Raw genomic sequence first — 22,770 nt, 5'->3', positions numbered from 1 at the left:
TGTCAAGACGCTAAATGAATTGAGGTGCGCGGGAAATGAGCTGACAGGCGCGCCGAGGTCAGGTTGCGCTGCGGCCTCCGGCACCACGAGCGACGTCCGATAGCGCACCTTGCGGTATCAATTGGAGGCTTCGGGCCGCCACAGCGCGAGCATACCGTCCAGACCGAGCCGTTCGACCGATTGTACGGCGCCGGCCTGCTCGATCTGCCGCGCGGCCGCACTCAGACCGAGCGCGTCGAATGCGATCGACGCGGCGGCGCGCAGGAACGTCAGGTCGCCGAAACGCGGCGTCAGCTTGAAATCGCGCACCGGCAGATCGCTTTTGACCTTCTTCTCCGCGACCAGCCACGCCACCGCAGTCTTCTCGTCGCCAAGCTGATCGATCAGCTTCAGAGCGAGCGCCTGGCGACCGGTAAACACCCTTCCGTCGGCGACAACGTTGAGCTGCGCGTCGTCCATGCCGCGGCGGTCCTGCACCAGGCCGCGGAACCAAGCGTAGGAATCTTTCACCAGCGATTCCAGCGCGGCACGGGCCTCGGGACTGGTCGGTTCGAAACCGTTGGGAGCAGCTTTCAGCGGCGATGACTTCACTTCCTCGACCTTAACGCCGACGGTTTTCATCAGCTCAGAGAAATTCGGAAACTGAAACAGCACACCGATCGAGCCGACCAGCGAGCTCTGTTGCGCAACAATATAATCGGACGCCAGCGCCGCGATATAGCCGCCCGACGCCGCCAGCCCCTCGACCACGACCACCAACGGCTTCTTCGCCTTCAGCCGAACCAGAGCGTCATAGAGCTGCTCGGAGCCCGCGGTGGTGCCGCCGGGCGAGTTGATGTGCACGATCACCGCCGCCGCCGAGGATTTTTCCAGCCGCTCCAGCGCCTCCACTCGATCGGCATCGCTGCGAATCAATCCGTCGATGTGAATCCGCGCGATCGAGCCGGAGGTGGTGAGCGCGCTGCGTCCCGCCGGGGACAACGCCGCGCCGATCGCGACCAAGGCGGCGATCGCGACCAGCACCGCGGTGACGCGCCAGAACGTCAGCTTGCGGCGCATCCGGCGACGGTCGACGATCACATCGGAATCAAACGACATTGGAATTCTCCCGGGCAGTCCTGATCGGTCGCACGGTTTTGCAGCAACAGCGTTGCGACCGAGTTTCCCACTTACATCAATTGCGAAGCAAAATGAAGAAAACAAGGTGCGGGTCCGTCGTCGCCCCTCCGAGGCGCCGCGGCAAACGAAAAGAGCCCCGGTTTCCCGGGGCCCCAATTCGTCGTAACAGCAACCTTCAGGCTTACTTGTCGCGCTGCTTCAGCGCGGTGCCGAGAATGTCGCCCAAGGTCGCCCCCGAATCGGAGGAGCCGTATTGCGCGATGGCTTCCTTCTCTTCAGCGACTTCGAGCGCCTTGATCGACACCTGGACCTTGCGGGCCTTCTTGTCGAACTGGATCACCCGCGCATCGACCTTTTCGCCGACGGCGAAACGCTCGGCGCGCTGGTCGGAACGCTCGCGCGCCAGTTCGGATCGCTTGATGAAGGTCGAGAAGTCGGTGCCGACGATCTGCACGTCGATTCCGCTTTCCTTCACGTCCATCACTTCGCAGGTCACGATCGCGCCCTTCTTGACGTCGCCCGGCTCGGCGAAGGGGTCGCCTTCGAGCTGCTTGACGCCAAGCGAAATGCGCTCCTTCTCGACATCAACGTCGAGGACGATGGCCTTGACCATGTCGCCCTTCTTGAAGTTGTCGATTACCTGCTCGCCCGGAAGCTTCCAGTCGAGATCGGACAGATGCACCATGCCGTCGACATCGCCCTCGAGCCCGAGGAACAGACCGAACTCGGTCTTGTTCTTGACCTCGCCCTCGACAGTGGAGCCGACCGGGAACTTCTCGACGAACACTTCCCACGGATTGCGCATAGTCTGCTTGAGACCAAGTGAAATCCGGCGCTTGACGCTGTCGACTTCCAACACCTGCACTTCGACTTCCTGCGAGGTCGAGACGATCTTGCCGGGGTGCATGTTCTTCTTGGTCCACGACATCTCCGAGACGTGGATCAGGCCTTCGATGCCCGGCTCCAGTTCGACGAAAGCGCCGTAGTCGGTGATGTTGGTGACGCGGCCGGTGAAGCGCGAGTTCAGCGGATACTTCGCCTCGATGCCCTGCCACGGATCGTCCAGCAACTGCTTCATGCCGAGCGAAATGCGGTGGGTCTCGTGGTTGATCTTGATGATCTTGACCTTGACGGTCTGGCCGATGGTCAGCACCTCGGTCGGGTGATTGACCCGGCGCCAGGCGATATCGGTGACGTGCAGCAGGCCATCGATGCCGCCGAGGTCGACGAACGCACCGTAATCGGTGATGTTCTTGACCACGCCGTCGATGACCTGACCTTCTTCGAGGTTCTGCACCAGTTCCTGGCGCTGCTCGGCGCGGGTCTCTTCGAGAACCGTGCGGCGCGACACCACGATGTTGCCGCGGCGGCGATCCATCTTGAGAATCTGGAACGGCTGCGAATTGTTCATCAGCGGCGCAACGTCGCGGATCGGGCGGATATCGACCTGGGAGCGCGGCAGGAACGCCACCGCGCCGTCGAGATCGACGGTGAAGCCGCCCTTGACCTGGTTGAAGATGACGCCGTGGACCTTCTCGTTATTGTTGAAGGCCTTCTCGAGCTTGCCCCAGCTTTCCTCGCGGCGCGCCTTGTCGCGCGACAGCACGGCTTCGCCGAGCGCATTCTCGATCCGGTCGAGAAACACCTCGACCTCGTCGCCGACCTTGAGTTCGCTCTCGCGGCCGGGCCCTGCGAATTCGCGCAGCGCCACGCGGCCTTCGGTCTTCAGGCCGACGTCGATGACGGCCATGTCCTTTTCAATCGCAACAACAATGCCCTTGATGACAGAGCTTTCCTGCAGATTGCCGCCGGCGAAGGATTCGTCGAGCATCGCGGCGAAATCGTCGCGGGAAGGATTATAGGAAGCAGTCGAAGCCATTTGTTCTCCAGATGCGGGTATCGCCGGCCATTCGGGTTATTGGGCGTATCGCGCGCGCAGTGTCAGGGTTCCGCGAACCTGACGACCGGCCTGCAAATGATTGCAACACCGGGCCGGCAGCATGCCTGCACGATCGATACGGTTATTCGAGTAAGTTGTTATTCCAGCAGTTGTCCGGTTGCCTGAACGCGACGATCGGCCTCGAAAACCGGGGCCGGAGACCATCTTCGTTCATCACCATCTCTGCACAGACCTGGAGCGGGCTTTCCTCCAATGACGGCAGCGGTTTCGCTTGAGCGCACTCAAACCCGCTGCCGGCCCGCTCGAACAGCCTCGACAATGTCGATAGCGGCCCGGACGCCGCTCTCTATATCCAAATGCGAGTTGTCGAGCAAGTGCGCATCCGGCGCCGCTTTCAGCGGCGCCGCGGCGCGATTGCGGTCGCGTTCGTCGCGACGCAGGATGTCGGCCAGCACCTGGGCCTCGTCGGCATCTTCGCCGCGCGCCCGCGCCTCCAGCGTCCGGCGCCGGGCCCGAATCTGCGGATCGGCGACCACGAAGATCTTCACATCGGCGTCAGGGCAGATCACGGTTCCAATGTCGCGGCCGTCCAGCACCGCGCCCGGCGGATCGGCTGCGAATTGCCGCTGGAACGAGACCAGCACCTCCCGCACCCGCGGGATTGCCGAAATCACCGAGGCGGCATCGCCGACGGCCTGGGATTTCAGCGCTGGATGGCCGAATTTCTCCGGATCGAGCTCCATCGCTACACTCACCGCGCGGGCCTCGTCGGCCAGATCGGCGCCGAGATCCAGCATCGCCTTGGCGACCGCGCGATAAATCACGCCGGTATCAAGGTGACGATAGCCGTAATGAGCCGCGAGCCGCTTGCCGAGCGTGCCCTTGCCCGAGGCGGCCGGTCCGTCGATAGCGATGATCATGCTGTTCCTGCTTTGCCGCTGGCCCATGGTGCGCCACGACGATCCGGCGCGGTGACGGGGCGGCCCCCTTCAACACCGCCGATCGCAAATTTTCAAGCTGGCCGCTGGTTGCAAGCGCCCGGCCCGCTCTGTAAACCGCCCGGTTCCTAAGGTGCACGGGCAGCTGCGGCGTTGCTGCGCGCGCTCAGCTGCATTCGGCCTGGTGATCGTTCTCGATGGCTACACCCGCTTTCGTCAAAAGCGTCCTGCGCTCGGATGCGTTCCAGAAAATCGCCAGCATTCCGCTGGCGCTGTATTTTCAGATTGTGACCTGGACCGCGCGGATCGAGCGGCCCCAACCGCCGATTCCCGGGCCCTTCATCATGGCGATGTGGCATGGCCGGCTGATCATGCTGCCGATGTTGCGGGTGGCCGAGAAGCCACTGGTCGCGCTGATCAGCGGCCATCGCGACGGCCGTATCGTCAGCAAGGTCGCGGCGATCTTCGGGATCGAAACCGTCACCGGATCGAGCTCGCGCGGCGGCATGCGCGCGGTCCGCGAATTGATGCGGTTCGCCAGCGCCGGGCATTGCCTGTTCGTCACCCCGGACGGCCCGCGCGGACCGCGGATGCACATCAATGACGGCATCCTCGATCTCGCCCGGCTGACCGGGCTGCCTATCCTGCCGGTCAGCGTCAGCGCGCACCGCGCCGTCGTGTTCAACAGCTGGGACCGGCTGGTGCTGCCGTTGCCATTCTCGAAGGTGGTGATCCGCTGGGGCGAGCCGATCGAGATCGGGGCCGACGACGACCGCGCCGCAGCCAGCGCGAGGCTCGGGGCCGCGCTGTCGGCGGTGCAGCGCGACACCGACCTGCTGACCGGCAGAGTCCCGGTCGAACCAGTCTAACAGTCGACGAGCTCGGCGCCGAGTCGCCGCATCATCGGGATGAAATCCGGAAAGCTGGTGGCGATGAAGGCGGTGTCGTCGACTGTCACCGGCTGCTGCGACGCCAGACCCATCACCAGCGCCGACATTGCGATGCGATGATCCATGTGAGTGGCGACCAGGCCGCCGCCGGCGACATGCCCCTTGCCCTCGACGATCAGGTCGTCGCCGTCAATCTCGACCGCGACGCCATTGACCCGCAGCATCGCCGCGGTGGCCTCCAGCCGGTCGGATTCCTTGACCCGCAACTCCTTCAGCCCGCGCATCCGCGTGGTGCCTTCGGCGAAGGCGGCCGCGACCGCCAGCACCAGATATTCGTCGATCATCGACGGCGCACGCTCCGGCGGCACGTCGATGCCGCGCAGCTGCGAGGCTCGGACCCGAAACTGCGCCATCGGCTCGCCGGCGTCGCCGCGCAGCTCGCTCTCCTCGATCGAGGCACCCATCTCGCGGAGGGTCTTGAACAGGCCGGTGCGCAGCGGATTGGTCATCACCTCGGCCAACACGACGTCGGAGCCGGGCACGATTAGCGCCGCCACGATCGGAAACGCCGCCGAGGACGGGTCGGCCGGCACCACCACCGGCGCGCCGCGCAATTCCGGCTGGCCGGTCAGCGAGATCCTGCGGCCATGGGCGCCCTCCGGCTCGGACACCAGCTCGGCGCCGAAGTGGCGCAGCATCAGCTCGGTATGGTCGCGGCTGGCTTCGGTTTCGATCACCGTGGTGACGCCGGGCGCCGACAGTCCGGCCAGCAGCACCGCCGACTTGATCTGCGCCGAGGCCACCGGCGTCTGGTAGCGAATCGGCAACGGATCGCGCGCGCCCGCCAGCGTCAGCGGCAGCCGGCCGCCGTCGCGGCAGTCAACGACGCGGGCACCCATCAGCTCCAGCGGGTCGACAATGCGGCGCATCGGCCGGCCGCGCAGCGAAGCGTCGCCGTCGAATGTCGCCACAATCGGACAGCCCGCGACGGCGCCCATCACCAGTCGGCAGCCGGTGCCGGAATTGCCGAAATCCAGCGCCGCATCCGGCTGGGCGAAGCCGGCGACGCCGACGCCTGATACCTTCCAGGCGAACTCCCCCGTCCGCTCGACCTGCGCGCCCAGCGCCCGCATCGCCTTGGCGGTGTTGAGAACATCCTCGCCCTCGAGCAGCCCGGAGATCGAGGTTTCACCGACCGCCAGCGCGCCGAGGATCAACGCGCGGTGCGAAATCGACTTGTCGCCGGGAACACGGGCGCTGCCGCGGAGGGCCGCGCTCCGGCGCGCTTGCAGCGGCGTGGGGTGGTCTGAATGAGTCAAGATTGTGTTCCTGTGCGCGCTCGCGCGGGATCGCCAAGGGCCGCGCGCATCACGCTGCAGGCCGTCACGCGCAAAGCGCTATTGACAGCAGCGTGGCAACTAGCCAAGTGAAGCACCGTTTTTCTAGAATTCCCAGGATTACACAAGTGGCCAAATCGGATCTCGGAACCAAACGTATTTGCCCGACCACGGGCAAAAAATTCTATGATCTGAACAAAAACCCGGTGATCTCTCCCTATACTGGCGAAGTGGTGCCGATTGCGCCAATTCCGCCGCCGCGGACCCGCGCCGATGCCGCTTCGCGCGCAGCCGCGGCATCCGCGGCCGCAGCCGCCGAGACGCCGGAAGCCGCCGAAGCCGAGGAATTGGTGCCGTTGGAAGAGGCCGATGCCGAAGAGAATACCGGCAAGGTCAAGGCTGTCGTGCCTGAGTCGGAGGACGATATCGAGATCGACGAGACCATTGAGGACGATGACGACGACGATTCGACCTTCATTGCCGACGAGGAAGAGGGCGACGAGGACGTCACCGACATCATTGGTGACGTTTCCGGCGACGAGGAGACTTGAGATCGGCCCTGAACTGTGTTCAGGGTCTTGCCCGCGCGGCAAAGTGATTTGCCGACGCGCCTAGGTTACGGGGCCATAGCTCAGCTGGGAGAGCGCTTGCATGGCATGCAAGAGGTCGGCGGTTCGATCCCGCCTGGCTCCACCACGCTTCGCCTTCGGCTACGCGTGGCGCAGCCGCGCTAGCCGAAGGCGAAGCGTGGTGTCCGGCGTAGCCCGAAGGGCGAAGACGGACTGCCTAAGTCCAACCAACCCGCCGCATCCGCCGTCTGCCTGAAACGGCTGGGCTGTTTTCGATGTGGTACGTCTACATCATCCGCAGCATCCGATTTCCCAACCAGATTTACATCGGCGCCACGTCCGACCTGAAACGGCGGATGGTCGCCCACAACGCTGGCAAATCCTCGCATACCGCCAAGTTTACTCCTTGGGATTTGTGCTGGTATTGTGCCTTTCCAGACAAGTTCAGGGCCTTGGAGTTCGAGCGGTACCTGAAATCGCATTCCGGCAGAGCCTTTGCCAACAAGCGACTCTGCGCTGCCCCGCCGAAAACCAAGCTTCACCAAGAAAGCACCAATGACCTCTGAAAATCCTCCCGGCGCGATGGCCGGCCTTCGCGTCATCGATCTGACCCGCGTGCTCGGCGGCCCGTACTGCACCCAAATTCTCGCCGATCACGGTGCCGACGTCATCAAGGTCGAACCGCCGGCCGGCGACGAGGTGCGCGACTGGGGGCCTCCGTTCCACGGCGACGACGCGGCGTATTTCATCGGCATCAACCGCAACAAGCGCTCGATCGGGCTCGACCTCGCGTCGGAAGGCGGCCGAACCGTGCTGCTCAAGATGCTGGAGACCGCCGACGTCCTGATCGAGAATTTCAAACCCGGCACGCTCGACAAATGGGGCCTCGGCAACGACGTGGTGCGGGAGAAATTTCCCCGCCTGGTGCATTGCCGGATCTCCGGCTTCGGCGGCGACGGCCCGCGCGGCGGCAATCCCGGCTATGACGCCATCATCCAGGCGATGACCGGCATGATCGCAGCGACCGGCTCGCAGGACAGCGGCCCGACCCGAATCGGGGTGCCGCTGGTCGACATCACCACCGGACTCTACGCCGCGATCGGCATCCTGATGGCGCTGGCCGAACGGCAGAAATCCGGCAAGGGGCAGTTTCTCGAAACCACGCTTTACGAGACTGGCCTCGCCATTATGCACCCGCACGCGGCGAATTACTTCCTGCACGGCAAGCCGCCGGCGCTGACCGGAAACGAGCATCCCAATCTGGTGCCTTACGCGATCTTCCCGACCCGGACCGACAACATCTTCATCGGCGTCGGCAACGACGGCACCTTCCGCAAGCTGGCGAAGGAAATCGGCAAACCCGAACTCGGCACAGACCCGCGCTTCGCCCGCAACAAGGACCGCATCGCCAACCGCGAGGCGCTACGCGCCGAGCTCGCTGCGGTATTCAGCCAGCACGACGCCGAACCGCTGTGCGACCGGCTGCTCGCCGCCGGCCTGCCGGCCGGGCCGGTGCAGACGATCGATAAGGCGCTGACCAACGCCCACACGGTCTACCGCGGCGATGTGATCGAACAGGATCGGTACAAGGGCGTCGCCTCGCCGATCCGGTTCGAGCGCACCAAGGCGTCATTGCGCAGCCTGCCGCCAAAATTCAGCGAGCACGCCAGCACGGTGCTGGCGGAATTCGGCTATTCGGACACCGACATCGAGGCGCTGGTCGCCGAGGGCATCGTCAGCGGGCCGGAGCGGCAACGCTGACCGTCGATCGACGCGCGGCGGCGCTCTCCCCGGCAAATTTCTTTCGTCAAACGGCGGGCTGTGGCAGCTTGGCGATCCAATTTGACAGCCGTCAGGCGAGCCCATGCCGACTCTCTCACTGAACCGGATGATCGGCCCGATCGCCGCAGTCGCCGCCGGCCTGCTCCTGGCCTTGTTGGCGACCGCCGCAGTCGCCGACTCGGGAAACCGCGTGGCGCTGGTGTTCGGCAACTCCGCCTACAGCCAGGTGCCGCGACTGCCCAATCCCGCAACCGACGCCGCAGCCATCGCCGCGATGCTGAAGAAAGCCGGCTTCGATGTGATGGCCAAGCAGGATGCGTCCGCTTCCGAGATGCGAAAAATGCTGCGTGACTTCTCGGACAAGATGCGGAATGCGGACGTGGCGGTGGTGTTTTATGCCGGCCATGGCATCGAGGTCGACGGCACCAATTATGTCCTGCCGGTCGACGCCAAACTCGAACGCGATATCGACGTCGAGGACGAAGCCGTTTCGCTCGACCGTATCGTGAGGATTCTCGAGCCGGCGAAAAGGCTCCGCCTGGTGATTCTGGATGCCTGTCGCGACAACCCGTTTGCCAATACCATGAAGCGCAGCCTGTCACGCGGCGTCGAGCGCGGTCTTGCCAAGGTCGAGCCGACCAGCCCGAACACGTTGATCGCCTACGCCGCCAAGGCCGGCTCGACCGCTTCCGATGGTGACGGACCTGATAGCCCCTTTACCACCGCGCTGCTGAAGCAGCTGCCGGTGCCCGGACAGGACCTGCGCAAGTCGCTCGGCTATGTCCGCGATGAAGTGATGAAGACCACCGGCAACAAGCAAGAGCCTTATGTCTATGGCTCGCTCGGCGGTGACGACGTGGTCCTTGTCCCGGGCCATGCGACGCCGGCCGCCGTCCCGGCGACGATCACGGCTTTGGATCCGAATTCCCCGCTGCGACGAGACTACGAGCTCGCCGCCCAGATCAATACCAGGGCCGGTTGGGATGCGTTCCTCAAGACCTATTCAACCGGCTTCTATGCCGACCTGGCGCGCGCGGCGCGCGGCAAGCTCGATGCGGCGGCGCCGCAGCCGGTCGCCTCGGCGGCTCCCGCGGATTCGCGTAACCTGTCGGGCGCCGATGCGCACGACACGGCGACCGCGCCCGGCGCGGGCTTCGACAAATTCGTCGGGCGCTCTTTCAAACTGACTTTCGTTTTCGCTCAAGATGAGGTGTCGCCGCGGCCCGGGATCAAACGCGGCAATCGCGAGCTCGTCGTGTTCGTCAAATCGGCCAGCGAAATATCGACCCGGCTGACCTCGGTCTATGATGATTCCAGCAAGAACCAATCGCATTTCGGCTTCGGTGCGCTGGGCGAGGTGAAGAAGGGCATTCAGGTGACGTTTGCGGACCGAAAGCTGTGGCCGATCGTGACCATCAGCAATTTTCGCCTGAAATCGACCATCGCGCTGGACGGCAATACGTGTCGGGGCACTGTGGATTTCGAGCTCAGCCCTGGCAGCGATCACTTCGAATTGCACCGGCTCGGGACCGGCGAAACCATGAATGTCAGGGCGGTGACCGCGGAACGGCTGAGTTGCTGGGTCAGCAATGGCGACGCCGTCGGGCAGCCGCCCGCTACCACGGCGAAGCCGAAATAAGGCAGCCCGCACAGAGCCGCGTTCCTCCACCTTTTTTATCGCTTCCCACAGCCCGCGCTTCCCCGTTAGCATTGCGTCGCTTATACGGTCATTTGCATGTCATCCCGCGCTGCTAACGCGCGCCAAAGATGGTGACGGCCCAACCGGGAGGTTTTTGATGGCTCTTCGACATTTCGGCCTTGCTGCGACTCTGGCGACAACGCTGGCGCTCGCCTCCCCCGCGCATGCGGTGACCGAGCTGAACTGGTGGCACGCCATGACCGGCGGCAACAACGACATCGTCAATAAGCTGGCCGACGAATTCAACGCCTCGCAGAGCGAGTACAAGGTCGTCCCGTCGTTCAAGGGCGGCTATGCCGACACCATGAATGCCGGCATCGCGGCGTTCCGCGCCGGCAATGCGCCGCACATCATCCAGGTGTTCGAAGTCGGTACCGCGACCATGATGAGCGCCACCGGCGCGATCAAGCCGGTCTACAAGCTGATGGCGGACGCCGGCGAGAAGTTCGATCCGAAGGCCTATCTCCCGGCGATCACCGGCTATTATTCGACCTCGAAGGGAGAGATGCTGTCGTTTCCCTTCAACTCCTCGTCGATGGTGATGTGGATCAACAAGGACGAGTTGAAGAAGGCCGGGGTCACCGACATTCCGAAGACCTGGCCGGAGGTGTTCGACGCCGCCAAGAAGCTGAAGGCGGCGGGCCACGACACCTGCGGCTTCTCGAATGCCTGGGCCACCTGGGCGCATATCGAGCAGTTCTCGGCCTGGCACAACGTGGCGATCGGCACCAAGGGCAACGGCCTCGACGGCTTCGACACCGAGCTGAAGTTCAACTCGCCGCTGCACGTCAAGCATCTGCAGAACCTGATCGACCTGCAGAAGGACAAGACCTACGACTATGGCGGTCGCGCCAACGCGGGCGAAGCCCGCTTCGGCTCCGGCGAATGCGCGATCTTCCTGACCTCGTCGGGCTACTACGGCACCGCCAAGGGCACCGCGAAGTTCGATTTCACCTCGGCGCCGATGCCGTATTACCCGGACGTCGCCGGCGCTCCGCAGAACTCGATCATCGGCGGCGCTTCGCTGTGGGTGATGGGCGGCAAGAAGCCCGAGGAATACAAGGGCGTCGCCAAATTCTTCACCTTCCTGTCCGACACTAACCGGCAGGCCAAGCTGCACCAGGAATCCGGCTATCTGCCGATCACCAAGGCGGCGTACGAGAAAACCAAAGCTGACGGTTTCTATGAAAAGAACCCGGTACTGCAGACGCCGCTGAAGGAGCTGACCAACAAGGAACCGACCGAAAATTCGCGCGGCCTGCGGTTCGGCAACATGGTGCAGATGCGCGACCTGTGGGCTGAAGAAATCGAAGCGGCGCTGGCCGGCAAGAAGACCGCCAAGGAGGCGCTCGACGCCGCCGTGGCGCGCGGCGACGCCATTTTGCGGGCCTTCGAGAAGACCGCGAAATAGTTCATCGGGCCCCCTCTCCCGACGGAGAGGGGGCCGTTGTTGCATCCCGCGGAACATCATGACGCCCTGAATGGAAAAATCCGCGTACTTCAAAGGCAGGCTGCTTCCCTATCTGCTGCTGGTGCCGCAGCTCGTCATTACGTTCCTGTTCTTCTACTGGCCGGCCAGCCAGGCGCTGTGGCAGTCGTTCCTGCGCGAGGACGCGTTCGGGCTGTCGTCCGATTTCATCGGCCTGGAAAACTACCAGACGCTGTTCGCGCAGCCGGAATACTACAAGTCGATGCTGACGACCGCGGTATTCTCATCGCTGGTCGCGGTGTTGTCGCTCTCCATCGCGCTGTTGTTCGCGACCCAGGCCGACAAGAACCTGAAGGCCGCGCCGGCGTTCAAGACTTTCATGATCTGGCCCTATGCGGTGGCGCCCGCGGTAGCCGGCGTGCTGTGGATCTTCATGTTCCATCCGTCGCTGGGCACGCTGGCGCGGCCGCTGCGCGCGATGGGCTTTGACTGGAACCCGCTGCTCAACGGCGACCACGCCATGGCGCTGGTGGTGATGGCCGCGGTCTGGAAGCAGATCTCCTACAATTTCCTGTTCTTTCTCGCCGGGCTGCAGGCGATCCCGAAGAGCGTGATCGAGGCCGGCGCGATCGACGGCGCCGGTCCAATGCGACGATTCTGGACCATCGTGTTTCCGCTGCTGTCTCCGACCACCTTCTTCCTGCTGGTCGTTAACGTCGTCTATGTGTTCTTCGACACTTTCGGCATCATCGACGCGGTAAGCGGAGGCGGCCCGGCCGGGGCGACCACGACCATGGTGTACAAGGTATATGCCGACGGCCGGCTCGGCGGCGATCTCGGCGGCTCGGCGGCGCAATCGGTCGTGCTGATGGTGATCGTGATCGCGATGACGGCGATCCAGTTCCGCTATGTCGAGCGCAGGGTGCAGTACTGATGGTCGAGCATCGCCCCTGGAACGACATCATCGCCTACGCCATCCTCACCTTCGGCGTGTTCATCGTCGCGTTTCCGGTCTACCTCGCTGTCATCGCGTCCACGCACGACGCCGCCACCGTGGTCAACGGCAACATGCCGCTGCTGCCCGGCGGTCACGCGCTGGAGAACTACTACCGCGCGGTGTTCGTCGGCGGCTCCCGCACCAGCCGCGAGCCGGTCGGCCACATGCTGATGAATTCGCTGATCTCCGCCACCGGAATCGCGGTCGGCAAGATCTTCATTTCGATTCTTTCCGCCTATGCGGTGGTGTATTTTCGCTTTCCGTTCCGGATGACGGCATTCTGGATCATCTTCGTCACCCTGATGCTGCCGGTCGAGGTCCGGATCTATCCGACCTACAAGGTGATGGCCGACCTGCACATGCTCGACACCTACGCCGGGCTGATCCTGCCGCTGATCGCCTCGGCCACCGGCACGCTGCTGTTCCGGCAGTTCTTCATGACGGTGCCGGACGAATTGCTGGAAGCCTCCCGGATCGACGGCGCCGGCCCGATCCGGTTCTTCATCGATACGCTGCTGCCGCTGTCGGTCACCACCATCGCGGCGCTGTTCGTGATCCAGTTCATCTATGGCTGGAATCAGTATCTATGGCCGCTGCTGATCACCACCCAGGATTCGATGCAGACCATCGTCACCGGGATCAAGAAGATGCTGACCACCACCGATGAATTGGCGGAGTGGCAGCTGGCGATGGCCACCGCGGTGCTGGCGATGCTGCCGCCGATCGCCGTTGTGGTGTTCATGCAGCGGCTGTTCGTGCGCGGTCTGGTGGAAACGGAAAAGTAGATGGCCAACGTCGTTCTTCGCAACGTCCGCAAGACCTATCCCGGCGGCTTCGAAGCCATCAAGGGCATCGATTTCGAGGTCGGCGACGGCCAATTCTGCGTGCTGGTCGGCCCTTCCGGCTGCGGCAAGTCCACGCTGCTGCGGATGGTCGCCGGGCTGGAAACCATCACCTCGGGCGAAATCGACATCGGTGGGCGCATCGTCAACCAGATCGAGCCGGCCGAGCGCGACATCGCGATGGTGTTCCAGAACTACGCGCTGTATCCACACATGACCGTGTACAACAACATGGCCTATGGCCTTCGTAATCGCGGCATGGCGAAGCCCGAGATCGAGACCCGGGTCCAGGAAGCCGCGCGGATTCTCGAGATCGGGCCGATGCTGGATCGCAAGCCCCGGCAATTGTCCGGCGGCCAGCGCCAACGTGTCGCGATGGGCCGCGCCATCGTCCGGCAGCCGAAGGTGTTTCTGTTCGACGAGCCGCTGTCGAATCTGGACGCCAAGCTGCGGATCGCGATGCGGGTCGAGATCCGCAAATTGCAGCGCCGGCTCGCCACCACGGCGATCTACGTTACCCACGACCAGCTCGAGGCGATGACGCTGGCCGATATTCTGGTGGTGATGAATGGCGGCATCGTCGAGCAGATCGGCAATCCGCTCGAAATCTACCAGAAGCCCGCCACCACCTTCGTCGCCTCCTTCATCGGCGCGCCGCCGATGAACCTGATCCCGCTCGATGGCGCCGAGCTGCATGCCCAGTTCGCCGGCGACAGCCGCAGCGAAACCGAGGCCGGTATCCTGGGAATCCGGCCGGAAGACCTGTCGATCCTGCCCGCCTCCGAGACCGTCGGCGGCTTCGCGCTCGAACTGATGGTCGATGCGATCGAGCGGGTCGGCCCGGAAACCTTCATCTACGGGGCGCGCGCCCACCGCGACGGCAAGCCGGCGATCAGCCGCAAGCCGGGCGAATTGCCGCCGGGCGAGGTGATCGTCCGCGTCCCCGGCCAGATTGCGCCCGCAATCGGCGAGCGGATCGTCGCCACCGCGCCGCGCGACAAATTGCACCTGTTCAGCGCCGACGGCCGTCGCCGGATCGACCTGTGAGAGCCTTGGCTGCGGCCCCGGGATAGGCTTCTTGCCTTCTTGAACCCCCGCCGGTTGATGCCCATATTGGTTGTTGACCGACGGGCGCAGTGTTCGCCGATCACCATGGGGCGCCGTAAGGGCCCCTCAAAGTCGCTTCGAGAGGACTTTGGTATGTCTCGTGTTCCTTCGTTGTCCAGTCCGTTCCTGTTGGGATTCGACGAAATCGAGCGTGCGCTCGATCGCGTCGTCAAAGGTGCCGACGGCTATCCTCCCTACAACATCGAGCGCTGCGACCGTAACAACGGCCAGCCCGAACGGTTGCGCATCACGCTCGCAGTGGCGGGCTTCACTCGCGATCAACTCGATGTAACGATTGAGGAAAATCAGCTCGTCATCCGCGGTCGCCAGCAAGACGACAAGACCCGGCAATACATCCATCGCGGCATCGCCGCGCGCCACTTCCAGCGCACTTTCGTGCTGGCGGAGGGGATGCTGGTGCTGGGTGCGGATCTGAAGAACGGGTTGTTGTCGATCGATCTGGCCCGGCCGGAGCCGGAAAGGATCGTTAAGACAATCGCTATCAATGAGCACGAATAATGGAACGAGTAGCGGACTCGACCGCTTAATCTGACAGAGGAGTCGAGACCATGACTGACGCAGGTACCAACTACGAGAATGCCAGCCTGACCACCGAGGCGCTGGCGCATCTGGGCGAGGGCCATATCGCCTACGTGAAGCAGATTCGCTCCGAAGACGTGCCGGGGCTGTTTCCCCAGGCGCCGCATATCGCGCCGGGCCTGAAGCTGTTCGCGCTGCACTCCGCCGACGGCACGCCGATCATGCTGACCGACAGCCGGGAAGCCGCGATCGCCAACGCTTGGAGCCAGGAATTGCAGACCGTCAGCGTTCACTGAACGCAGAGCAGGCGGCACGAGTTACGAGGCGCGGGACGCTCAGATTGAGGCGGCCCGCGTTTTTGTTGAGGATGGTAAGAGCAACCGCCAGCAAGGCCGAAGACCATCCGAACTCAATCGAATTGGGATGAACGCCTACGCCGCGGTGGCCGGCGGCAGCGCCAGGACCGAATAGATCGCCTGGGCGTCGCGCGAGGCGCGCAGCTTCTTGGCGACGTCCTGATCGCGCAGCAATCGGGCGATCCGGGCCAGCGCCTTCAGGTGATCGGCGCCGGCGCCCTCGGGCGCCAGCAGCAGAAATACCAAGTCGACCGGCTGGCCATCCATCGCCTCGAAATCGATCGGGCGTTCTAGCCGGGCGAACAGACCGAACAGCTTTTCCAGCTTCGGCAGCTTGCCATGGGGAATCGCGACGCCGTAGCCGACCGCGGTGGTGCCGAGCTTCTCGCGCTGCAGCAAAACCTCGAAAATCGAACGCTCGTTCTGGCCCGTCAGCGCGGATGCACGCGCGGCCAGTTCCTGCAGCGCCTGCTTCTTGCTGATAACTTTCAACGCCGGGATTATCGCCTCGGGCGCGACCAGATCAGTAATCGTCATGAGGCGTTCCGAGGATGAAGAGTGCCGTCAGGGGGTGACATAGGGTCGGGGCGGTCGGCGTCAAGCGTTGGATCAGGAAGAACGAAAACTATACCGGCGAACCGGCCGAAAACAGTCCTGAAATCATCGGCCTGGCGCATTCTAGCACGGTACCCGCGGCGGCAAAATCGGGCCTCATGGCACCCGGCGACGAAGGCGGCGGACCATAGGCAGAGCCCCGCGAGGGCGTCAATGGCGATCTCGCGGGACCGGCCGGAGCGCCCAGCCTAGGACGCCGCGTTGACCGTCGGCGGATCGATCCACCCGACATTGCCATCGGCCCGCCGGTAGATGATGTTGACCCGGCCGGAGCCACCATGGAGGAACACGATCACCGGAGCGCCGGTCAGATCCAGCTCCATCACTGCCTCGCTGACCGAAAGCCTCTTCAGCGAGGTCGTCGCCTCGGCGATGATGACGGCGTTGTAACCGTCCTCCTCGTGCTCCTCGTCGCCGGCGGGGGCCTCGATCACGTAGCTCGGTGCGTCCAGCGTCGGCGCCGTCAGCTCGGCCATCGCCACCGCTTCGGCGTGAGACTTGCGGGCGGAGCGATCCTTCAGCCGGCTCTTATAGCGGCGCAGCCGCTTTTCGATCTGCAGCAGCGCCTGATCGGCGCTGGCATAGGCGTCCGCCGCGTTCGATTCGGCTTCCAGCGTGATCCCGGAATCAAGGTGCAGCGCACAGTCGGTGCGGAAGCCGAACCCATCCTTGCTGAGGGTGATGTGGCCGGAATAATTGCCGTCGAAATATTTGCGCAGCACCTCTTCTGTGCGCTCGCTAACGCGACCGCGCAATGCTTCGCCGACGCTGATGCTTTTGCCGGAGACCCGGATGGTCATGGGATGCCTCGATTCGTCTTGGGGAGGTCACACTGTTCAGAGGGAAGGGTCGGAATCAAGCCGGAGCGGTGTCGCGGGACCGGTCTTGAGCCGTGGCCGGCGCCGTAAGGGCATTACCGAGCATACTCTGTTTGTCGCGGCGACGCTGCACCGACGACGGGATTCGCATCGCTTCGCGATATTTCGCGACGGTCCGACGCGCAATATCAATCCCGGCCTCGCGCAATCGTTCCACGATGGTGTCGTCGGACAGAATGATCGCCGGATTCTCGTTCTCGATCAATTGCCTGATGTGATGCCGGACGGCTTCGGCCGAATGCGCTTCGCCGCCATCGGCGGAGGCGATCGATGCGGTAAAGAAATACTTTAGCTCGAAGGTGCCGCGGTTGGTCGCCATGTATTTGTTCGCGGTAACCCGCGACACTGTCGATTCGTGCATCTGGATCGCATCCGCGACCGCTTTCAGATTCAGCGGCCGCAGGTGCGAGACGCCCTGGGTGAAGAAGCCGTCCTGCTGCCGCACGATCTCGGTAGCGACCTTCAGGATGGTGCGGGCGCGCTGATCCAGCGCGCGAACCAGCCAGGTCGCATTCTGCAGGCAGTCGGTGAAATACGACTTGTCGCCATCCTTGCGGATCGTCTTCGAAAGTTCGGAGTAATAGACTTGATTGACCAGCACCTTCGGCAAGGTGTCGCTGTTCAGCTCGACCTGCCAGCCGCCGTCCTGCCCGGGCCGGACATAGACGTCCGGCACCACGGTCTGCACCCGGGTCGATCCGAATTTCAGCCCGGGCTTCGGATCGAGATGGCGGATTTCGCCGATCATATCGGCGAGATCCTCGTCGTCGACGCCGCAGATCTTGCGTAGATTGCCGATGTCGCGCTTGGCCAGAAGGTCGAGATGCTCGACCAGCGCCTGCATCGCTGGATCGTAGCGGTCGCGGTCACGCAACTGGATCGCGAGGCATTCGCTCAACGATCGCGCACAGACCCCGGGCGGGTCGAATTTCTGCAGCACGGCGACCACCGCCTCGACCTCTTCCGGAGAGGCGCCGAGCCGCTCGGCGGCGTCGCCCATGTCGGCCGGCAGATAGCCGGCGTCGTCGACCAGATCGATCAGATACTGCCCGATCATGCGCTGCGCCGGCGCGGTGAAAGCCACCGCCAGCTGTTCGGCCAGGTGATCGCCCAGCGTGGTCTCCGCGGCGACAAAGGCCTCGAGGTTGTAGCCCTCGTCATTGGAAGCGCCGCCGCCCCATTCCGTATAGGCGGTCGGTGCCGCGTCCTGCGCGGTGCGTGCGGCGGCCTCCGCTGGCTCCTCCGGGAACACGTTCTCCATCCCTGTGTCCAGCGTCTGCTCGATCTCGCTGCGGCTGCCGAGGTCGCGGTGCATCCATTCCTCGGTGCCGGGCTCGAATGCCTCCGCGCCGCCCGGCTCAGAGAAATCCGAGCGGTCGCCGCCGTCCTCGCCAACCCCTGCCGAAAAATCGTCGCGGTCGGAAAATTCGGTGCGCTCCGGAGAAGCCTCGCCGGCGACCGGCGGCTCGCCGTTCTCGTTGGCGCGGTCCAGCAGCGGGTTCTTCTCTAGCTCGTCCTCGACGAAGGCCGCGAGGTCGAGATTCGACAACTGCAGCAGCTTGATCGCCTGCATCAGCTGCGGCGTCATCACCAGTGACTGGGACTGGCGGAATTCGAGGCGTTGAGTCAGTGCCATGAACGCAAGAACCGATCCAAGTTGGTCCGATTCTTGCTTACCTCTTTCCTGAGGCGATGTACACGGCTTGACGAAATGGAAATTAGGAGTAGAGGGCCTTTTCGGCGCCGCCGGATCCGGCTCTTGCGCATTTCGGGCTGAAAACCCTCGCCCGGACGGGGCTCGCGGATTTTGTTAGCGTCCGCCCCCCTCTCCTCACTGAAATCATGCCGCAATGCGGCGCAAACTTCAATCACCTCACAGGCGAAATTCCTCGCCAAGGTAAAGCCGCCGGACATCGGGGTTATTGACGATCTCCTCCGGGCTGCCCTCGGTCAGAATCTCACCCGCATAGACGATATAGGCGCGGTCGGTGAGACCCAGCGTCTCCCGCACATTGTGGTCGGTGATCAGCACGCCGATGCCGCGATTGGTCAGATGCCGGACCAGATCCTGGATGTCCCCCACCGCAATCGGATCGATGCCGGCGAACGGTTCGTCGAGCAGCATGTAGTTGGGGCGGCTGGCCAGCGCGCGCGCAATTTCGACCCGGCGGCGTTCGCCGCCCGACAGCGCGATCGACGGCGATTTGCGTAGCCGCTCAATATTGAATTCCTTCAACAGATTATCGAGTTCTGCCTCGCGCTTGCGGCGGTCGGGTTCGACCGCCTCGAGCACGGCCAGGATATTCTGTTCGACGCTGAGGCCGCGAAAGATCGAGGCTTCCTGCGGCAGGTAGCCGATCCCGAGCCGCGCCCGCTGGTACATCGGAAGCTTGGTGACGTCGTGACCGTCGAGCTCGATGGCGCCGCTATCGGCCTTGATCAGACCGGTGATCATGTAGAACACCGTGGTCTTACCGGCGCCGTTCGGACCGAGCAAACCCACCGCCTCACCGCGACGAAGATAGATGCTGACGCCGCGTACGATCTTGCGGTTACCGAAGCTCTTTTCGACGGCGTGGACCGCCAGATAGCCGGCGCGGCCGATCAGGCGGGGCGCCGCGGCGGCCTGGCGCGGGCGGCGAGTCCCCGCCGGTGGCTTTGGCGGCGCGTCGACCGCAGCAGCACGCGCGATCGGCGGCGCATCACGGACCGGGGTCGTCAGCAGGTCGCCGACGCTGCCGCCGAGCGCCTCGATGTCCATCCCAATCTGCGAGCGCGCGAATCCGGAACGTTTCGGAGTTCGCCGACGGAATATGCCAAGTAAGTCTACCATTCCGGTATCGATCTGGCCTTCCCGCAATCCGAGCAACGTCGCGATCGAATCGCACGCTTCAACATGACCCAACAGCGCGATTCTGCACAGCAGTCGCGACACCGGGGGTCGACGGTATCATCAAGACCTTGCCGGAGCCGTGTTACAGGCTTGCCGCGCCGGGTTCAACCTGAGCCCCGGTTATATCTTCGTAACCTGCTGCGATCATTTGGGTTTAGAGGAACCTGGCGACCCGAATGGACCCGGTGCACCTGGACCTGATTGGAACAGGCCCTGCACCCGACCGCTGTCGGACTCCACCCGCGAAACGCCTGTCGTCATATCCACCAACAGGCGATCGCCGCGCACGACGTTCTTACCCTGGCTCAGAACCACCTTGCCCAGCATGGTGACCAGATTAGTCTTGGTGTCGAACACTGCCTTGTCGCCAGTCACCACCTGGTCCTTCTGCGTCACCACGACATTCCCCTTGGCTTCCAGGCGGCGGATCGACGAACTGCCACCTGGACCAGGGGCCGCCGCAGGGATCGGGGCCTTCGACTTCGACTTCGACTTCGCTGAGTTGGCCGGCGCCTGCTGGGGATCCTGATCGTAAAACACCACCAGGCTCTGGGAGGTCATTGTGGTGTCGCCCTGGACCACCTTGACGTCGCCGGTGAAGGTGGCCTCCTTGTTCTTGTCACGCACTTCCAGCGTCGCCGACTCGATCTGGATCGGCTGGCCGCGGTTCTGCGAAAAGCCCTGCATCGCATTGGGGATGCCCTGCATCGTGCTCTGCGCGGCAGCCTCGCGATAGCCGACCCCTGCAATTGCAACGAAGATAACGCAGGCGATTCCCGCAATTCGGCGGATCGGGCGGTTGCGGTCGAAAGCGATCATGCTTGGCTTCTTATTTCGAGTTGAGGCGATTGCCGGAGGGCGAGGGCACCTGCGACTTGCGCGGGGCCTTGTCCGGTTCGACGGAATCGGTTTTCAAAGTCGGGTCGGCGACGGGCGCCGCCAGGCCGGCGTTATCCAGGTTCACGACGACGCCGCCTTCGAATCTGATCAATTCACCTTTTCCGGTGATCCGAAGCCGCTGTCCGCGCAGCGTGCCACCTGCCCATCTGACGTCGACGGGCTGCTCCGACGACACCGTGCCTTTACCCATATCGACATCGGCCTGCGTCATCCAAGCCTCATTGCCGGTCGAGCTTCGCAGGTAGACATCCTTCTGAAGATTGAGCAACTGCGCCTTGGTGTCGAACAGCCCATTGCGCGCATCGATGGTGATCGTGCTCTGGTCTTCCATCACCATTTTCGCCCGCAGGGTCTGCAATTCGACACGGTCGGGGCTGGTGAGATCCTGGGTTGCGGATCTGGCCCATAATTCATAGAGCCGACCGTCCTGCGTAAAGCCTGACAGATGCGGGGACTCCATCGTGATCTTGGTGCCCGATACCACCAGATCGCCCATGTCGATCGGCAATTTCGCCAGATAGCGGAACGGGTTGAAAATCGAAATCGCAATGATCGCTGACATCGACAGAACCACCGCCAGCGGGACCGCAATGCGCAGGATGCGCACGAGCCGGCTGTGGCGCGCGGCGACCGCGAAGCGCGCATTCATCCCAGCCTGATAGGAGGCCATACTAACCGAAGCCACCGCTGCTCCCCGCATCGAGACCGAATGTCGGAACGCGCCGCCGAGTGTCGAATGCGCGCACGTCGCCCGCCCGATGATAGCTGAAATACCCCGACCGGACGAAGTTCTTAACTCCCATCCTCACCAGAACGCCGAGTGTGACCGAAACGGGGCAAAAGCCCATGGCGGCGACCGGGCCTGATCGTCACACACCAGCAGATTCTGCGTGCGCGGTCACGAATGCGCAAAAATATCCTCGTTGTTCCAGCCGTCGAGATCCAGCATGGCGCGGGTCGGTAGGAACTGGAAACAGGCCTGCGCCAGCGCGGTGCGGCCCTCGCGGGCCAGCACGGCATCGAGTCGTTCGCGCAGGCCGTGCAGGTGCAGGACATCGGAAGCGGCGTAGGCGAGTTGCGCATCGCTCAGGCTTTGCGAGCCCCAGTCGCTGGACTGCTGCTGCTTCGACAGGTCGATGTTGAGCAACTCGCGGACCAGATCCTTCAAGCCGTGACGGTCGGTATAGGTCCGGGTCAGCCGCGAGGCGATCTTGGTGCAATAGACCGGCGCCGGCATCACGCCGAGGCCGTTGTACAATGCGGCCAGGTCGAATCTGGCGAAATGAAAAATCTTCAGAACGCTCGGATCGCCAAGCAGCTTTTTCAGATTCGGCGCGTCGCTGTGCCCCAGCGGAATTTGAACCACGTCGGCGCTGCCATCGCCGTTCGACAATTGCACCACGCAAAGCCGGTCGCGATGCGGATTGAGCCCCATGGTCTCGGTGTCGATCGCCACCGAGCTGGTATAGCGGGCGAGATCCGGCAAATCGCCGCGATGCAGGCGGATGGTCATGATCGGGCAAACCCTCGGACAAAATACCCGGGCGGGCGGATTGCCGGTCCGAATCGTCGGTGCAACCTACCGCCCAAACGGCGAAGAGGCGAGCCGGATCGCACCCCGAATCGACCTGTCGCACGGCGTAGGTCGGTCGAATGCGTGCTCTGCGGCGACAATCCGCGGCGCCCGATCAGCCGGTCGGGATAATCAAACGGCATCCGGACGTCTCGCCCGCGATGAACGAGGGTGATGGCGGGGCGCGCCTCTGTCGTCAGATCTCTGTCGTCAGATCATCGCCGTTCGCACCGCACCGATCGCTCGACAGACGCCCACTATACTCAAAAACCGCCCATAAAGCGGGGCGTCCTGCATTCGCTGGTACGAACATTTCCGCTGTGAATGCCCAAAGATTAACCAACGGCTCATCGCACCTACGTATCATTGCTAACAAGCGCGGCTGACGGTCAGTCCGTTTTCAGGC

22 protein-coding genes and 1 tRNA gene are annotated in these 22,770 nt (G+C 63.5%); 12 read left to right on the top strand and 11 right to left on the bottom strand.

From position 1 onward, the window contains the following. Window positions 1–117 precede the first annotated feature (117 nt). The 3 genes from sppA to cmk all read right to left on the bottom strand — a co-directional run bounded on the left by sppA (window position 118) and on the right by cmk (window position 3,939). Window positions 118–1,098 carry a signal peptide peptidase SppA gene (gene sppA, locus HXX15_RS20400; RefSeq protein WP_296518362.1) on the bottom strand — a complete coding sequence of 327 codons (981 nt, stop codon included), beginning with the start codon at window positions 1,096–1,098 and terminating at the stop codon, window positions 118–120. Window positions 1,099–1,300: 202 nt separating this feature from the next. Further along, complete coding sequence (gene rpsA, locus HXX15_RS20395) at window positions 1,301–2,998, bottom strand: 30S ribosomal protein S1 (RefSeq protein ID WP_296518361.1); 1,698 nt, start codon at window positions 2,996–2,998, stop codon at window positions 1,301–1,303. 302 nt (window positions 2,999–3,300) lie between these two features. Next, on the bottom strand, window positions 3,301–3,939 hold the full coding sequence (cmk, locus tag HXX15_RS20390; RefSeq protein WP_296518359.1) for a (d)CMP kinase: 639 nt from the start codon (window positions 3,937–3,939) through the stop codon (window positions 3,301–3,303). Between the two features lie 215 nt (window positions 3,940–4,154). Between cmk and HXX15_RS20385 the strand changes: the two genes are divergently transcribed. Continuing rightward, the gene (locus HXX15_RS20385) at window positions 4,155–4,826 is read left to right on the top strand and encodes a lysophospholipid acyltransferase family protein (RefSeq protein ID WP_296518357.1); all 672 of its coding nucleotides are present in this window, start codon (window positions 4,155–4,157) and stop codon (window positions 4,824–4,826) included. Here the strand turns inward: HXX15_RS20385 and aroA are convergent. After that, the gene (aroA, locus tag HXX15_RS20380; protein WP_296518355.1) at window positions 4,823–6,166 is read right to left on the bottom strand and encodes a 3-phosphoshikimate 1-carboxyvinyltransferase; all 1,344 of its coding nucleotides are present in this window, start codon (window positions 6,164–6,166) and stop codon (window positions 4,823–4,825) included. The genes HXX15_RS20385 and aroA overlap by 4 nt on opposite strands. Window positions 6,167–6,312: 146 nt before the next feature. Between aroA and HXX15_RS20375 the strand changes: the two genes are divergently transcribed. The 11 genes from HXX15_RS20375 to HXX15_RS20325 all read left to right on the top strand — a co-directional run bounded on the left by HXX15_RS20375 (window position 6,313) and on the right by HXX15_RS20325 (window position 15,445). Further along, the gene (locus HXX15_RS20375) at window positions 6,313–6,735 is read left to right on the top strand and encodes a TIGR02300 family protein (protein WP_296518353.1); all 423 of its coding nucleotides are present in this window, start codon (window positions 6,313–6,315) and stop codon (window positions 6,733–6,735) included. Between the two features lie 69 nt (window positions 6,736–6,804). Continuing rightward, a tRNA-Ala gene (locus HXX15_RS20370) sits at window positions 6,805–6,880 on the top strand. 148 nt (window positions 6,881–7,028) lie between these two features. Then, complete coding sequence (locus tag HXX15_RS20365) at window positions 7,029–7,319, top strand: GIY-YIG nuclease family protein (RefSeq protein ID WP_296518352.1); 291 nt, start codon at window positions 7,029–7,031, stop codon at window positions 7,317–7,319. Continuing rightward, window positions 7,309–8,514, top strand: coding sequence for a CaiB/BaiF CoA-transferase family protein (locus HXX15_RS20360; RefSeq protein WP_296518350.1), 1,206 nt, complete (start codon window positions 7,309–7,311; stop codon window positions 8,512–8,514). The genes HXX15_RS20365 and HXX15_RS20360 overlap by 11 nt, the downstream gene beginning before the upstream one ends. A 103-nt stretch (window positions 8,515–8,617) precedes the next feature. Continuing rightward, a complete protein-coding gene (locus HXX15_RS20355) occupies window positions 8,618–10,174 on the top strand; it encodes a caspase family protein (protein ID WP_296518349.1) in 1,557 nt (518 codons plus the stop codon). Between the two features lie 157 nt (window positions 10,175–10,331). Continuing rightward, the gene (gene ugpB, locus HXX15_RS20350; RefSeq protein ID WP_296518347.1) at window positions 10,332–11,645 is read left to right on the top strand and encodes a sn-glycerol-3-phosphate ABC transporter substrate-binding protein UgpB; all 1,314 of its coding nucleotides are present in this window, start codon (window positions 10,332–10,334) and stop codon (window positions 11,643–11,645) included. Between the two features lie 70 nt (window positions 11,646–11,715). Further along, window positions 11,716–12,597, top strand: a complete 882-nt coding sequence (gene ugpA, locus HXX15_RS20345; RefSeq protein WP_296518344.1) for a sn-glycerol-3-phosphate ABC transporter permease UgpA — start codon at window positions 11,716–11,718, stop codon at window positions 12,595–12,597. Beyond that, complete coding sequence (gene ugpE, locus HXX15_RS20340; RefSeq protein ID WP_296518342.1) at window positions 12,597–13,445, top strand: sn-glycerol-3-phosphate ABC transporter permease UgpE; 849 nt, start codon at window positions 12,597–12,599, stop codon at window positions 13,443–13,445. Before ugpA ends, ugpE begins: the two co-directional genes overlap by 1 nt. Then, window positions 13,446–14,549, top strand: coding sequence for a sn-glycerol-3-phosphate import ATP-binding protein UgpC (locus tag HXX15_RS20335; protein ID WP_296518339.1), 1,104 nt, complete (start codon window positions 13,446–13,448; stop codon window positions 14,547–14,549). A gap of 153 nt (window positions 14,550–14,702) precedes the next feature. Next, complete coding sequence (locus tag HXX15_RS20330; protein ID WP_296518662.1) at window positions 14,703–15,128, top strand: Hsp20 family protein; 426 nt, start codon at window positions 14,703–14,705, stop codon at window positions 15,126–15,128. Window positions 15,129–15,178: 50 nt separating this feature from the next. After that, window positions 15,179–15,445, top strand: a complete 267-nt coding sequence (locus HXX15_RS20325; RefSeq protein ID WP_296518337.1) for a DUF1150 domain-containing protein — start codon at window positions 15,179–15,181, stop codon at window positions 15,443–15,445. 135 nt (window positions 15,446–15,580) lie between these two features. On the opposite strand, the gene ptsN is transcribed toward HXX15_RS20325, so the two are convergent. From ptsN to HXX15_RS20290, 7 genes are all read right to left on the bottom strand, one after another. Continuing rightward, window positions 15,581–16,042 carry a PTS IIA-like nitrogen regulatory protein PtsN gene (gene ptsN, locus HXX15_RS20320; protein ID WP_296518336.1) on the bottom strand — a complete coding sequence of 154 codons (462 nt, stop codon included), beginning with the start codon at window positions 16,040–16,042 and terminating at the stop codon, window positions 15,581–15,583. A gap of 266 nt (window positions 16,043–16,308) precedes the next feature. Then, window positions 16,309–16,920, bottom strand: coding sequence for a ribosome-associated translation inhibitor RaiA (raiA, locus tag HXX15_RS20315; protein ID WP_296518334.1), 612 nt, complete (start codon window positions 16,918–16,920; stop codon window positions 16,309–16,311). 55 nt (window positions 16,921–16,975) lie between these two features. Continuing rightward, entirely contained in the window at window positions 16,976–18,634 is a 1,659-nt protein-coding gene (rpoN, locus tag HXX15_RS20310) for an RNA polymerase factor sigma-54 (RefSeq protein WP_296518332.1), read from the bottom strand. Window positions 18,635–18,871: 237 nt separating this feature from the next. Next, a complete protein-coding gene (gene lptB, locus HXX15_RS20305) occupies window positions 18,872–19,831 on the bottom strand; it encodes an LPS export ABC transporter ATP-binding protein (protein WP_296518330.1) in 960 nt (319 codons plus the stop codon). A gap of 204 nt (window positions 19,832–20,035) precedes the next feature. Beyond that, entirely contained in the window at window positions 20,036–20,710 is a 675-nt protein-coding gene (locus HXX15_RS20300; RefSeq protein WP_296518328.1) for an LptA/OstA family protein, read from the bottom strand. A gap of 10 nt (window positions 20,711–20,720) precedes the next feature. After that, window positions 20,721–21,461, bottom strand: a complete 741-nt coding sequence (gene lptC / locus HXX15_RS20295) for an LPS export ABC transporter periplasmic protein LptC (RefSeq protein ID WP_296518327.1) — start codon at window positions 21,459–21,461, stop codon at window positions 20,721–20,723. A gap of 228 nt (window positions 21,462–21,689) precedes the next feature. After that, window positions 21,690–22,304: a ribonuclease D gene (locus HXX15_RS20290; RefSeq protein ID WP_296518325.1), complete on the bottom strand. Its 615-nt coding sequence runs from the start codon at window positions 22,302–22,304 to the stop codon at window positions 21,690–21,692. Between the last annotated feature and the right edge of the window lie 466 nt (window positions 22,305–22,770).

The organism is Rhodopseudomonas sp., from assembly GCF_013377015.1.
In the GTDB taxonomy this organism is placed as follows: Bacteria; Pseudomonadota; Alphaproteobacteria; order Rhizobiales; family Xanthobacteraceae; genus JARJEH01.
Note: the sequence above shows the minus strand (reverse complement) of the source record. Positions and strands in the feature narration are given on the sequence as shown.

Excerpts from the sequence above, each read along its gene's own strand:
- sppA (WP_296518362.1), bottom strand. The coding sequence starts at position 1,098 with ATGTCGTTTGATTCCGATGTGATCGTCGACCGTCGCCGGATGCGCCGC.
- rpsA (WP_296518361.1), bottom strand. The coding sequence starts at position 2,998 with ATGGCTTCGACTGCTTCCTATAATCCTTCCCGCGACGATTTCGCCGCG.
- cmk (WP_296518359.1), bottom strand. The coding sequence starts at position 3,939 with ATGATCATCGCTATCGACGGACCGGCCGCCTCGGGCAAGGGCACGCTC.
- HXX15_RS20385 (WP_296518357.1), top strand. The coding sequence starts at position 4,155 with ATGGCTACACCCGCTTTCGTCAAAAGCGTCCTGCGCTCGGATGCGTTC.
- HXX15_RS20365 (WP_296518352.1), top strand. The coding sequence starts at position 7,029 with ATGTGGTACGTCTACATCATCCGCAGCATCCGATTTCCCAACCAGATT.
- HXX15_RS20360 (WP_296518350.1), top strand. The coding sequence starts at position 7,309 with ATGACCTCTGAAAATCCTCCCGGCGCGATGGCCGGCCTTCGCGTCATC.
- HXX15_RS20355 (WP_296518349.1), top strand. The coding sequence starts at position 8,618 with ATGCCGACTCTCTCACTGAACCGGATGATCGGCCCGATCGCCGCAGTC.
- ugpB (WP_296518347.1), top strand. The coding sequence starts at position 10,332 with ATGGCTCTTCGACATTTCGGCCTTGCTGCGACTCTGGCGACAACGCTG.
- ugpA (WP_296518344.1), top strand. The coding sequence starts at position 11,716 with ATGGAAAAATCCGCGTACTTCAAAGGCAGGCTGCTTCCCTATCTGCTG.
- ugpE (WP_296518342.1), top strand. The coding sequence starts at position 12,597 with ATGGTCGAGCATCGCCCCTGGAACGACATCATCGCCTACGCCATCCTC.
- HXX15_RS20335 (WP_296518339.1), top strand. The coding sequence starts at position 13,446 with ATGGCCAACGTCGTTCTTCGCAACGTCCGCAAGACCTATCCCGGCGGC.
- HXX15_RS20330 (WP_296518662.1), top strand. The coding sequence starts at position 14,703 with ATGTCTCGTGTTCCTTCGTTGTCCAGTCCGTTCCTGTTGGGATTCGAC.
- HXX15_RS20325 (WP_296518337.1), top strand. The coding sequence starts at position 15,179 with ATGACTGACGCAGGTACCAACTACGAGAATGCCAGCCTGACCACCGAG.
- ptsN (WP_296518336.1), bottom strand. The coding sequence starts at position 16,042 with ATGACGATTACTGATCTGGTCGCGCCCGAGGCGATAATCCCGGCGTTG.
- raiA (WP_296518334.1), bottom strand. The coding sequence starts at position 16,920 with ATGACCATCCGGGTCTCCGGCAAAAGCATCAGCGTCGGCGAAGCATTG.
- rpoN (WP_296518332.1), bottom strand. The coding sequence starts at position 18,634 with ATGGCACTGACTCAACGCCTCGAATTCCGCCAGTCCCAGTCACTGGTG.
- lptB (WP_296518330.1), bottom strand. The coding sequence starts at position 19,831 with ATGGTAGACTTACTTGGCATATTCCGTCGGCGAACTCCGAAACGTTCC.
- HXX15_RS20300 (WP_296518328.1), bottom strand. The coding sequence starts at position 20,710 with ATGATCGCTTTCGACCGCAACCGCCCGATCCGCCGAATTGCGGGAATC.
- lptC (WP_296518327.1), bottom strand. The coding sequence starts at position 21,461 with ATGGCCTCCTATCAGGCTGGGATGAATGCGCGCTTCGCGGTCGCCGCG.
- HXX15_RS20290 (WP_296518325.1), bottom strand. The coding sequence starts at position 22,304 with ATGACCATCCGCCTGCATCGCGGCGATTTGCCGGATCTCGCCCGCTAT.